The organism is Pseudomonas sp. OA65 (assembly GCF_017498305.1).
GTDB lineage: Bacteria > Pseudomonadota > Gammaproteobacteria > Pseudomonadales > Pseudomonadaceae > Aquipseudomonas > Aquipseudomonas zanjanensis.
Genome location: NZ_JAGDEZ010000007.1, coordinates 21,445 through 33,690, shown reverse-complemented (window position 1 = coordinate 33,690; position 12,246 = coordinate 21,445). Strand labels below are relative to the sequence as shown.

Genomic DNA, 12,246 nt, shown 5'->3' with positions numbered 1-12,246 from the left:
GGAGCAAGGCTTGCCCGCGATAGGCAATCTCAGGCCCCACACCGCTTTAAAGCCGCCAGAACGGCTTCAGCCCCTCCTCCCGCGCCTGCTCCCGACTCAGCCCGACGTCACGCAACTGTTCGGGTGTAAGTTCCAACAAGGCTTTGCGTGTATGCAAACGATGCCAGAACAGGGCCCAGCAGCTCAGGCCGGACGGCGCATTGCGCAGTGTCGCGCTGCGCAGCCCTTTCTCCTGCCCTGCCGCCAGTTCCTGACTGTGTAACGTCAGCCGCACATCGCTCAAGCCGTTCATTTTGATCGCTCCTGTTTACTTGGGTAGCCAGAGGTTTCATGATGCGCGGACGGCCAAAAGCAATACAGATTCAACCTATTTATTTTATAAACATACAGATTTGGTATTTCCGATACTGAATCGTCATTTTTCAACCCAACTGTATCGATTGCAGTTATTCATCTCATCGGGAGCGCACCATGACCCTCTACGTGAATCTCGCCGAACTGCTCGGCACCCGCATCGAACAGGGCTTCTACCGCCCTGGCGACCGGCTGCCCTCTGTACGGGCGTTGAGCACAGAACACGGGGTCAGCTTGAGTACGGTGCAGCAGGCCTATCGCGTGCTGGAGGACAGCGGGCTGGCGATGCCGAGACCCAAGTCTGGTTATTTCGTGCCTGTGAGCCGCGAATTGCCTGACCTGCCAGTAGTTGGCCGCCCGGCCCAGCGCCCCGTGGACATTTCCCAATGGGATCAGGTGCTGGAACTGATACGCGCCGTACCGCACCCAGACGTGGTGCAGCTGGGCCGTGGGATGCCGGATATCCACTCGCCGACCATGAAGCCGCTGCTGCGCAGCCTGGCGCAGATCAGCCGGCGGCAAGACATGCCCGGCCTGTATTACGACAACATCTACGGCAACCTCGCATTGCGCGAGCAGATCGCCCGGCTATCGCTGGACTCCGGCTGCCAATTGGGTCCCAATGACCTGATCGTCACCACCGGCTGTCACGAAGCCCTGTCGGTCAGCATCCGCGCCACCTGTGAACAAGGCGATATCGTCGCGGTGGACTCACCCAGCTTTCACGGGGCCATGCAAACCCTCAAGGGCCTGGGCATGAAAGCCCTGGAAATCCCCACCGACCCGCTTACCGGCATCAGCCTGGATGCGCTGGAACTGGCCCTGGAGCAATGGCCCATCAAGGCCATACAGTTGACTCCCAGCTGCAACAACCCACTGGGTTACATCATGCCCGACGCCAATAAACGCGCGTTGCTGAACCTGGCGCAACGCTTCGACGTGGCGATCATTGAAGATGATGTGTATGGGGAATTGGCCTACACATACCCTCGCCCACCCACCATCAAGTCCTTCGATGAAGACGGTCGCGTCTTACTCTGCAGTTCGTTTTCCAAGACCCTGGCGCCTGGCCTGCGCATTGGCTGGGTCGCGCCAGGCCGGTACCTGGAGCGGGTGCTGCACATGAAATACATCAGCACCGGCTCCACCGCGCCACAGCCGCAGATCGCCATTGCCGAATTTCTCAAGGGTGGGCATTTCGAACCCCATTTGCGACGGATGCGTACGCAATACCAGCGCAATCGCGACGTGATGATTGACTGGGTCAGCCGCTATTTCCCCGCGGGCACCCGTGCCAGCCGCCCGCGGGGCAGTTTCATGCTGTGGGTGGAACTACCAGACGGCTTCGATACCCTGAAGCTCAATCGGGTCCTGCTGGACCAAGGCGTGCAAGTCGCGGTCGGCAGTATCTTTTCGGCATCGGGCAAGTACCGCAACTGCTTGCGGATGAACTACGCTGCCAAGCCAACGGCACAGATCGAAGAGGCCGTGCGCAAAGTGGGTGCCGCCGCCATCGCGCTGTTGAACGAAACCCAGCGCGACGTCGTCTGAACTTTACCCAGGAAAGCAGCACCCAACAGCCGATTAACGTGAACAAGCGGAACGATCCTACGTGAGATCCAGACCGATCCTGCCTACGCTGCTGTTAGTCGCCTCGTTGCTGAGCGGCTGCGCCGGTCTTGATGTCACCCGCGAGCCCTCCCAAGCCTTGCCCGCCACCGAATCCTCGTTCGGCCGCTCGGTCCAGACCCAGGCCGCGCCCCACGAAGGGCGCTCAGGCTTTCGACTGCTATCAGACAGCACCGAAGCTTTCGCCGCCCGGGCCGAGCTGATTCGCAACGCCCAAGGCAGCCTGGACTTGCAGTACTACATCGTCCACGACGGCATCAGTACACGAATGCTGGTGGATGAATTGCTCAAGGCCGCCGACCGCGGCGTGCGCGTGCGGATCCTGCTGGACGACACCACCAGCGATGGTCTCGACCAGATCATCGCGACCCTTGCCGCTCACCCACGAATCCAGATCCGCCTGTTCAACCCGCTGCACCTGGGACGCGCCACCGGCGTGACCCGCGGCCTGGGGCGCCTGTTCAATCTATCGCTGCAACACCGACGGATGCACAACAAACTGTGGCTGGCCGACAACAGCATGGCCATCGTTGGCGGCCGCAACCTGGGCGATGAGTATTTCGACGCCGAACCCAACCTGAATTTCACCGACATCGACCTGCTCGGTGTCGGTCCGGTGGCCGAACAATTGGGGCACAGTTTCGACCAGTACTGGAACAGCGCCCTGAGCAAACCCATCGAACAGTTCCTGTCCCATCGCCCAACGCCCAAGGACCTGGCCAACAGCCGTCTGCGCCTGCAAGAGTCGCTGGAGCAGACCCACAAGGAAAACCACGCGCTTTACCAGCAATTGACTGCCTACAAGACCCAACCGCGCCTGGACACCTGGCGCGACCAGTTGATCTGGGCCTGGAACCAGGCGCTGTGGGACGCGCCCAGCAAAGTGCTGGCCAAGGGCGAACCGGACCCGCAACTGCTGCTGACCACCCAACTGGCCCCCGAGCTGACGGGCGTCCGCAAAGAACTCATCATGATTTCCGCCTACTTCGTCCCCGGCCAGCCAGGCTTGGTATACCTGACCAGTCGCGCCGATGCCGGCGTGTCGGTGAGCCTGCTGACCAATTCCCTGGAGGCCACCGATGTGCCCGCCGTGCACGGCGGCTATGCGCCGTACCGCAAGGCCCTGTTGCAACACGGCGTGCGCCTGTTCGAGCTGCGCCGACAGCCGGGCGACACCGGCGGCAGTGCTCACTTGTTCTACAGCAAGTCATACGGCGAGTCGGACTCCAGCCTGCACAGCAAGGCGATCATCTTCGACCAACAGAAATCCTTCATCGGCTCGTTCAATTTCGACCCGCGCTCGGTACTGTGGAACACTGAAGTCGGCGTGCTGGTGGACAGCCCTGAACTCGCCAACCAAGTCCGTGAGCTGGCCTTGCAAGGCATGGCGCCGGCCTTGAGCTACCAGGCAAGACTGGAAGATGGAACGCTTGTGTGGACCACTGAAGACAACGGCAAGACCCACGACCTCAAGCGTGAACCGGGCAGTTGGTGGCGCCGGTTCAATGCCTGGTTCAGCACGACGATCGGACTGGAGCGGATGCTTTAGAGGCGGACAGGTCGCTTTTGTGGCAGACCTTTTGTGGACAGCCTGCCTTGTGGCAGACCGCTTTTGTGGCAGACCGCTTTTGTGGCGAGGGAGCTTGCTCCCGCTGGACTGCGAAGCAGTCCCGGCTTTGCGGTTGCTGCGCAACCGAGCGGGAGCAAGCTCCCTCGCCACAAAAGCCCCCTTGCTACAGGGTTTCGGGTGTTCAAGCGGGTTGGGTGCTCCCAAACGCCCCTTGGCGAAACAGCAGGATCACCAGCCCGAACGCGCCGGCCGCCATGAACAAAGGCAGCGCATGGCCACTGATCCATTGGCTGCCCGCCCCCGCCACCAGTGGACCGATCAGGCAACCGAGCCCCCACAGTTGCGCGACATGGGCATTGGCCCGCACCAGCGCATCATCGCGGTAACGTTCGCCGATCAGGATCAGCGACAACGTGAACAAACCGCCCGCACTGGCGCCGAACAGCACCCACAACGGCCAGATCAGCAGGGTATCGATCAGCAGCGGAACCGCCAGGCTCGACAACATCAATGCCACCGCGCACCCCGTCAACAGAGCCCGGCGAGACACGCGATCAGCCAGGGCGCCGATAGGCAATTGCAGCAAGGCGTCACCGACCACCACGGTGCTGACCATCGCCAACGCGATGTCAGCCGTGAAACCCTGGCGCAGGCAATACACCGGCAGCAACGTGAGAATCATCGCCTCAAACGCGGCGAACAGCGAAACCGCCCAGGCAATCGCTGGCAAGCCGCGGCAGAACGTCCATAAATCACTGAACGTGACGTTGCCGGCCTCGCTGCTGGGCGCACCGCTACGGCCCAGCAACAACAAAGGTGCGACCAGTAGCAGGCCGACGCCCACCCAGAACCCGTAGTCATGATCGGTCCCCAGGGCGCCCAGCAGCAGCGGGCCGGACAACTGGCTCAGGGCGTAGCTGCTGCCGTACAGCGCCACCAGCCGTCCACGCCATTTTTCAATGACCAGTTGATTGATCCAGCTTTCACCCAGGATGAACACCAAGGTCAGGACCACGCCGATCATCAGACGCAACAGCAACCAAACTGGATAACTGGGCAGCAGCGCCAGTAGCCCGATGGACACTGCTCCACCCCACAGGCACAGGCGCATCAACGCCGCCGTGCCGAACCGCGCCGCCAGCCGGCTCGACACCTTGGCCCCGAGCAACACCCCCACAGCCGGCATCGCAGCCATCACGCCAATGGCGAACGAACCATAACCCCAGCCCTCCAGGCGCAGCGACACCAGCGGCATGCTCACGCCCAGGGCCAAGCCAACGCTCAGGACAGACGCCAACACGGCGAAATAGGTTGCCCAACGCATTTCCACGCTCCTGTGGACAGTGATGTTTCAAGCCCTACGCAAAGCAAATGTGGGAGCGAGCCTGCTCGCGATGACGGAGCAACATTCAACAAAGTCGTCGACTGTCATACCGCTATCGCGAGCAGGCTCGCTCCCACAGGGGATCTGATGTGAGCACCACATCTTGTGCCCGCTCCCACAAAGGAATCAGCACGGCATGGAGCCCCGGACAGGGTCCGGGGCCGTCCGTGTCAGAGCTTGATCCAGGTCGACTTCAGCTCGGTGTATTTGTCGAACGCATGCAGCGACTTGTCGCGACCGTTGCCCGACTGCTTGAAGCCACCGAACGGGGCGGTCATGTCGCCGCCGTCGTACTGGTTGACCCATACGCTGCCGGCGCGCAGGGCCTTGGCGGTCAGGTGAGCCTTGGAGATGTCCTTGGTCCATACCGCGGCAGCCAGGCCGTAAGGCGTGTCGTTGGCGATCTCGATGGCTTGCTCGGCAGTGTCGAAAGCGATGACCGACAGCACAGGGCCGAAAATTTCTTCCTGGGCGATCTTCATGGCGTTGTTCACGCCGTCGAAAATCGTCGGCTCGACATAAGTGCCGCCGGTTTCTTCAAGGATGCGCTTGCCACCGGCCACCAGTTTGGCGCCGTCACTGTGGCCGGCCTCGATGTAGGACAGCACAGTGTTCATCTGCTGGGTATCCACCAGGGCGCCGACATTGGTGGCCGGGTCCAGGGGGTTGCCCGGCTTCCAGCCCTTGAGGGCTTCGATCACCAGCGGCAGGAACGTGTCCTTGATGGAACGCTCCACCAACAGCCGCGAGCCGGCGGTGCAGACTTCGCCCTGGTTAAAGGCGATGGCGCTGGCAGCGGACTCGGCCGCGGCCTGCAGGTCCGGGGCATCGGCGAACACGATGTTCGGGCTTTTGCCGCCGGCTTCCAGCCAGATGCGCTTCATGTTGGATTCGCCAGAATAGATCATCAACTGCTTGGCGATCTTGGTGGAACCGGTGAATACCAACGTATCGACATCCATGTGCAGGGCCAGGGCCTTGCCGACGGTGTGGCCGTAGCCTGGCAGCACGTTCAGCACGCCTTTCGGAATGCCGGCCTCGATCGCCAGCGCGGCGATGCGGATGGCGGTCAGCGGGGATTTTTCCGACGGCTTGAGCACCACCGAGTTACCGGTGGACAACGCCGGGCCAAGCTTCCAGCAGGCCATCATCAGCGGGAAGTTCCACGGCACGATCGCACCCACGACACCCACCGGCTCCCGGGTCACCAGGCCCAGTTGATCGTGCGGCGTGGCGGCCACTTCGTCGTACAGTTTGTCGATTGCCTCACCGCTCCAGCTCAACGCTTGGGCGGCGCCGGGCACGTCGATGTGCAACGAGTCGTTGATCGGCTTGCCCATGTCGAGGGTTTCAAGCAGGGCCAGTTCTTCGGCATGCTCCCTGAGCAGGCCGGCGAAACGGATCATGGTTATTTTGCGCTTGCTTGGCGCCAGGCGCGACCAGACGCCGGAGTTGAAAGTGGCGCGGGCATTCTCGACGGCACGCTGGGCGTCGGCCACGTCGCAGCTGGCGATCTTGCCCAACAGGCGGCCATCGACCGGGCTGAGGCAATCGAAGGTTTCGCCGGACACCGCATCGGTGTACTCCCCGTTGATGAAGGCGCGGCTTTCGATCTTCAGGTCGCGGGCGCGTTGTTCCCAATCGGCACGAGTCAGGGTGGTCATGCGTGTGTCCTCCTCTTATTGAGTACGAGCGCCGCGCAATGCGCAGCGCGCAAAAGAATTCTGCCCGGCCAGCCTGCTTTCGGCGCTGTTCGGCGCTGTAATGGGTACGGGGCACCCGCCACCCTAAACCAGCGGCTGGTCATGTTTCAATATATTTGACACAACCGTGGTAAACGGCCTTGCGACGTTCGTTTTAATAAACATAGACTCGAAGCCTTCCAAGCGATCACTGGGGATCACTGGGGATCACCCGCATGAGCATTCAGGACATCGTCGACTTCAGCCAGACCAATACCACCGCCGAACGTTATCGCCCGGACCCGGCCAAGGTGTTCAAGGGCGATCCCGAGCAAGCCGTGTTCAACCACTACAGCAGCCCCTGCGGGCAAATGAACGCTGGCGTGTGGGAAGGCGCCGTTGGCCAGTGGACGGTCAACTACACCGAGCATGAATACTGCGAGATCGTCCAGGGCGTTTCCGTGCTGCGGGACAACGATGGCAACGCCAAGACCCTGCGGGCCGGCGACCGCTTCGTGATCCCAGCGGGGTTCAAGGGCACCTGGGAAGTGCTGGAGCCGTGCCGCAAGATCTATGTGGTGTTCGAAGCGAAAGCCTGAGCGGCACAGTAAAAGTCGGTGACACTTAATCGTTGGTCAACGGCGGCCGCGACCATTAAAACGTTCACAGGCACCACGCATTTAGAGTCGCCGCGGCACGCGCAGGATGTGCGTCCGACCCGGCCGGTGAGTGCCTTAACTTTTCAATTATCAGCAAGGAGGCTGAAAATGCCCGATCAAAACGACATCGTTGTCACGCCGACACCTAACGATCAGTGCGATATCGCCATCGCTCAATACACCATTGGCCAAAAATGCACCCCTGAGTTGCTAGAAGAAGTTCGAGCCTTGGCAAACGGAGCCCCCGTTCGGGCTACGGGTCCGAAATACCCTTCAAGCTGGGATATTCGCCCGCAACGTATCAACCTTCAGACCGATGCCGACAGAATCATCGTCGGCATCAAATGTGGCTGAACCCTAAAATCCATTGCCAACAAAAAAGGGCCCGTATCGTGAGATACGGGCCCTTTTTTGTTGGAGGGAAAAATCAATTACTTGATTTTGCCTTCCTTGTAGATCACGTGCTTGCGAACAACCGGATCATATTTCTTGATCTCGATTTTGTCCGGGGTAGTACGCTTGTTCTTGTCGGTAGTGTAGAAGTGACCAGTACCGGCGCTCGAGATCAAACGAATCAATTCACGCATGATTAGCTCCCTTAAACCTTGCCATCGCGACGAAGTTCGGCCAGCACGACACTGATGCCACGCTTGTCGATGATGCGCATGCCTTTGGCAGATACGCGCAGACGCACAAAACGTTTCTCTTCTTCAACCCAGAAGCGGTGATGCTGCAGGTTCGGCAGGAAACGACGACGGGTTTTGTTGTTTGCGTGGGAAATGTTATTCCCAGTCACCGGACCCTTACCGGTAACTTGACAGACTCTCGACATGCCTCAGCCCTCTAAAACCACATGCCCAACCCGGCATGGGTTGGCCGCTTAATCTCTCAGTCATTTGGCGCCAGGCGCCGCGTTTCTTTAAGGGTCTTACCGGCTACACCTACAGTGAAGGAACCGGGCCCCTAGAAAAGAGCGCTGCTTTATACCAGAAAGACCACAGGGCAACAACAGCCGATGTGATTTGTCTTCCTGGGGAATCGTCGGCCAAGCGCCCCGGACGGCGGGGACAGAGGCTGGCGCGGCCCCTTACCGCTCGTCGCTGCACGCGGTTTTTTTTCACTTGCGGCAGGTTCGGGCCACCCAAACGTCGCAGCAGCGTGCCGGAAAATGCAAAAAGGGGATAGTCATTTGGCAGCGAGCCCACTAGGGTAGGTCTTTTCCAGACTGCACTCGCAGATGGGCCTCCGACTTGCACAGGAAACCGACCATGCGCCTCGCTGCCCTACCGTTGTTGCTCGCCCCTCTGCTGATCACCCCGCAGGCCTTCGCCGCCGCGCTGAGCGTCTGCACCGAAGCCAGCCCGGAAGGTTTCGATGTCGTCCAGTACAACTCCCTGACCACCACCAACGCCTCTGCCGACGTGCTGATGAACCGCCTGGTGGATTTCGACACCGCCAGTGGCAAAGTAGTCCCCAGCCTGGCCGAACGCTGGGAAGTCTCCACCGATGGCCTGACTTATGTGTTCAAGCTGCGGCCACGGGTCAAGTTCCACCGCACCGATTACTTCACGCCTCGCCGCGACCTGACTGCCGAAGACGTGAAGTTCAGCTTCGAGCGCATGCTCGACCCGGCGAACCCGTGGCACAAGGTTGCGCAAAGCGGCTTCCCCCACGCCCAGTCCATGCAACTGCCGGCGCTGATCAAGAAAATCGACGCCCTGGACCCGCTGACCGTGCGCTTCACCCTCGATCACGCCGACTCGACCTTCCTGGCGACGTTGAGCATGGGTTTTGCCTCCATCTATTCGGCCGAATATGCCGACCAGCTCATGCAAGCTGGCGCACCGGAAAAACTCAACAACCAGCCGATCGGCACCGGCCCGTTCATTTTCAACCGATTCCAGAAAGACGCCTCGATTCGCTACAAGGCCAACGCTGACTACTTCGGCGGCAAGCCCCAGGTGGATCCGTTGATCTTCGCCATCACGCCGGACGCCAACGTGCGCCTGCAGAAACTGCGCCGCAACGAATGCCAGATCGCCCTGTCGCCCAAGCCGCTGGATGTGCAGGCCGCCCGGCAGGAATCGACCCTGAGCGTGGCCCAGACCGAGGCCTTCATGACCGCGTTCCTGGCGATCAACAGCCAGCATCCGCCCCTGGACAAGCCTGAGGTGCGGCAAGCCATCAACCTGGCCTTCGACAAGGCCAGCTACCTCAAGACCGTCTTCGAAGGCACCGCCGAAGCCGCCAACGGCCCTTATCCACCAAACACCTGGAGCTATGCCAAACACTTGCCGGGCTACGCCCACGACCCGGCCAAGGCCCGCGACTTGCTGGCCAAGGCCGGCTTGAAGGACGGCTTCAAGACCACCATCTGGACTCGCCCTTCCGGCAGCCTGCTCAATCCCAACCCGAGCCTTGGCGCACAGTTGCTGCAATCGGACCTGGCGGAAATCGGCATCCAGGCGGAAATCCGCGTGATCGAATGGGGCGAACTGATCCGCCGCGCCAAGGCCGGCGAGCATGACCTGCTGTTCATGGGCTGGGCCGGCGACAACGGTGACCCGGACAACTTCCTCACGCCGCAGTTTTCCTGCGCGGCGGTGAAGTCCGGGACCAACTTCGCCCGCTACTGCAACCCGGACCTGGACAAACTGATCAGCGCCGGCAAGACCACCGGCGAACAAGGCGTGCGCGCCAAGCTCTACGAACAGGCCCAGGCCCAGATCCAGCAGCAAGCCCTGTGGCTGCCCCTGGCGCACCCCACTGCCTTCGCCCTCACCCGCAAGGATGTGCAGGGTTATGCGGTGAGCCCGTTTGGGCGGCAGGATTATTCGGACGTCAGCTTCAAGCCGTAAGCTTCAAGCTTCAAGCGCAAGTCAAGAGCAGACCCCATACCGCTCTAGCTTGCAGCTTGAAGCTAATAGCTTGCCGCTGCCTCACATCCACCCCCGCTCCGCCATCGACAACGGCTCCCCATCGCCAACGATGACATGGTCGAGCACCCGCACATCGATCAACTCCAGGGCCTCCTGGAGCCGCTCAGTGAGCACACGGTCGGCCTGGCTGGGCTCGGTGCTGCCGGAGGGGTGGTTGTGGCACAGGATCAGCGCAGCGGCGTTGTGGGCCAGGGCGCGCTTGACCACCTGCCGAGGATGGACACTGGCGCTGTCGATAGAGCCGCGAAACAGCGCCTCGAAGGTCAGCACCTGATGCTTGGAATTGAGAAACAGGCAACCGAACACCTCGTGGGGCTCGTGGCGCAGCATGGACTTGAGGTATTCACGCACCGCGTACGGGCTTTCCAGTGATGTCTTTTCCCGCGCCCGTTCAGCCAAATGCCGCCGACTCATTTCCTGGGCCGCCTGCAACTGGGCAAACTTCGCCGGCCCGAGCCCCATATGATTGCTGAATGTAATCTGATCGGCTTCAAGCAGCGCGCGCAGGCTGCCAAATTGAATCAACAGTTGTCGCGCCAGATCCACCGCACTTTTACCCGACACCCCGGTGCGTAAAAAAATCGCCAGCAGCTCGGCGTCCGAAAGACTTCCCGCCCCCAGCGCCAATAACCTCTCCCGTGGCCGCTCGGCCGCGGGCCAATCGCGAATACTCATGGCATCTCCCTGATTGTGGGCGCCGCTGTTCCGTAGCGGTCGCTGTGATATCGTAGCCCATCTTTTTTGCAGGCGATTTGCGCCCTGGCAGGCTGCTGCCGAGGGGTTCGTCTTGCACTGACCACTGAAATCGAAAGGCAGGCCTATGCAGCGGCTGTATCGGAAACGCATCGTTCTGGGCGTCGGCGGCGGCATTGCCGCCTACAAGAGCGCCGAGCTGGTTCGCCGACTCATCGACCAGGGCGCGGAAGTACGGGTCGTCATGACCCGTGGCGGCAGCGAGTTCATTACCCCGCTGACCATGCAAGCCCTGTCCGGGCACCCGGTCCATCTGGACTTGCTCGACCCGGCGGCCGAAGCCGCCATGGGCCATATCGAACTGGCCAAATGGGCCGACCTGGTGCTGATCGCCCCGGCCACGGCCGACCTGATCGCCCGTTTGGCCCAAGGCATCGCCGACGACCTGCTGACCACCCTGGTGCTTGCCACCGACGCCGTGGTCGCCGTCGCCCCCGCCATGAACCAGGCCATGTGGCGCGATCCGGCCACCCAGGCCAACCTGCAATTGCTGGAAAGCCGCGCCCTGAAAGTCTTCGGCCCAGCCTCCGGCAGCCAGGCCTGCGGCGACGTCGGCATGGGGCGCATGCTTGAGGCTACCGACCTGGCCCAGTGCGCCGCCGATTGCTTCCAGCGCCAGGCCCTGACCGGCAAGCATGTGCTGATCACCGCCGGGCCGACCCAGGAAAACATCGACCCGGTGCGCTACATCACCAACCACAGCTCCGGGAAAATGGGCTTCGCCCTGGCCGAGGCCGCCGTCGAAGCCGGCGCCCGAGTGACGCTGATCACCGGTCCCGTGCACTTGCCGACCCCGGACCGAGTCACGCGCATCGACGTGGTCAGCGCCCGGGACATGCTCGCGGCCTGCGAAGCGGCCATCCCCTGCGACCTGTTCATCGCCTCGGCTGCGGTAGCGGACTACCGCCCCGAAGTCGTTGCCCCGCAAAAATTGAAGAAAGACCCTACAAGCGGCGACGGCCTGCTCCTGCAAATGGTGCGCAACCCGGACATCCTGGCCAGCATCGCCACCCGCCCCGACCGCCCGTTCAGTGTCGGCTTCGCCGCCGAGACCGAACACCTGCTCGATTACGCCGCCCGCAAGCTCAAGGATAAGAACCTCGACTTGATCGTCGCCAACGACGTGGCCAACCCGAGCATCGGCTTCAACAGCGAAGAAAACGCCTGCAGCGTGATCGACCGCCAGTTGCACGCCACACTTTTCGCCCAGACCAGCAAGAGCAAGATTGCCCGCCAGCTGATCACTTTCATCGCCGAACGTCTGAACCAGGTTTAA

12 protein-coding genes are annotated in these 12,246 nt (G+C 61.5%); 6 read left to right on the top strand and 6 right to left on the bottom strand.

Annotation, left to right across the window (positions count from 1 at the left end; translation table 11 throughout):
- Positions 1-46: 46 nt before the first annotated feature.
- Positions 47-292 carry a DUF1127 domain-containing protein gene (locus J3361_RS07900; protein ID WP_207963759.1) on the bottom strand — a complete coding sequence of 82 codons (246 nt, stop codon included), beginning with the start codon at positions 290-292 and terminating at the stop codon, positions 47-49.
- A gap of 179 nt (positions 293-471) precedes the next feature.
- Here J3361_RS07900 and J3361_RS07895 point away from each other — a divergent pair, with 179 nt between their 5' ends.
- Both J3361_RS07895 and J3361_RS07890 read left to right on the top strand, forming a co-directional pair.
- Positions 472-1,905 carry a PLP-dependent aminotransferase family protein gene (locus J3361_RS07895; RefSeq protein ID WP_207963757.1) on the top strand — a complete coding sequence of 478 codons (1,434 nt, stop codon included), beginning with the start codon at positions 472-474 and terminating at the stop codon, positions 1,903-1,905.
- 61 nt (positions 1,906-1,966) lie between these two features.
- Entirely contained in the window at positions 1,967-3,532 is a 1,566-nt protein-coding gene (locus J3361_RS07890) for a phospholipase D family protein (protein WP_207963755.1), read from the top strand.
- A gap of 202 nt (positions 3,533-3,734) precedes the next feature.
- On the opposite strand, the gene J3361_RS07885 is transcribed toward J3361_RS07890, so the two are convergent.
- Together J3361_RS07885 and J3361_RS07880 are read right to left on the bottom strand one after the other, a co-directional pair.
- A complete protein-coding gene (locus tag J3361_RS07885; protein WP_207963753.1) occupies positions 3,735-4,877 on the bottom strand; it encodes an MFS transporter in 1,143 nt (380 codons plus the stop codon).
- A 230-nt stretch (positions 4,878-5,107) separates the two neighbouring features.
- Positions 5,108-6,601, bottom strand: a complete 1,494-nt coding sequence (locus J3361_RS07880; RefSeq protein WP_207963751.1) for an aldehyde dehydrogenase — start codon at positions 6,599-6,601, stop codon at positions 5,108-5,110.
- Positions 6,602-6,855: 254 nt separating this feature from the next.
- Here J3361_RS07880 and J3361_RS07875 point away from each other — a divergent pair, with 254 nt between their 5' ends.
- Together J3361_RS07875 and J3361_RS07870 are read left to right on the top strand one after the other, a co-directional pair.
- Entirely contained in the window at positions 6,856-7,218 is a 363-nt protein-coding gene (locus J3361_RS07875) for a cupin domain-containing protein (RefSeq protein ID WP_207963749.1), read from the top strand.
- Positions 7,219-7,386: 168 nt separating this feature from the next.
- Complete coding sequence (locus J3361_RS07870; protein WP_207963747.1) at positions 7,387-7,632, top strand: peptidase inhibitor; 246 nt, start codon at positions 7,387-7,389, stop codon at positions 7,630-7,632.
- A 77-nt stretch (positions 7,633-7,709) separates the two neighbouring features.
- Here the strand turns inward: J3361_RS07870 and rpmG are convergent, their stop codons facing one another.
- Together rpmG and rpmB are read right to left on the bottom strand one after the other, a co-directional pair.
- Entirely contained in the window at positions 7,710-7,865 is a 156-nt protein-coding gene (gene rpmG / locus J3361_RS07865; RefSeq protein ID WP_003177274.1) for a 50S ribosomal protein L33, read from the bottom strand.
- A gap of 11 nt (positions 7,866-7,876) precedes the next feature.
- Complete coding sequence (rpmB, locus tag J3361_RS07860) at positions 7,877-8,110, bottom strand: 50S ribosomal protein L28 (protein ID WP_003177273.1); 234 nt, start codon at positions 8,108-8,110, stop codon at positions 7,877-7,879.
- Between the two features lie 436 nt (positions 8,111-8,546).
- On the opposite strand from rpmB, the gene J3361_RS07855 reads away from it, so the two are divergent.
- Positions 8,547-10,136 (top strand): ABC transporter substrate-binding protein, encoded by a 1,590-nt coding sequence (locus J3361_RS07855; RefSeq protein WP_207963745.1) that lies wholly within the window; start codon positions 8,547-8,549, stop codon positions 10,134-10,136.
- A gap of 81 nt (positions 10,137-10,217) precedes the next feature.
- On the opposite strand, the gene radC is transcribed toward J3361_RS07855, so the two are convergent.
- Positions 10,218-10,892 (bottom strand): DNA repair protein RadC, encoded by a 675-nt coding sequence (radC, locus tag J3361_RS07850; protein WP_207963743.1) that lies wholly within the window; start codon positions 10,890-10,892, stop codon positions 10,218-10,220.
- Positions 10,893-11,037: 145 nt separating this feature from the next.
- Here radC and coaBC point away from each other — a divergent pair, with 145 nt between their 5' ends.
- A complete protein-coding gene (coaBC, locus tag J3361_RS07845; RefSeq protein ID WP_003206865.1) occupies positions 11,038-12,246 on the top strand; it encodes a bifunctional phosphopantothenoylcysteine decarboxylase/phosphopantothenate--cysteine ligase CoaBC in 1,209 nt (402 codons plus the stop codon).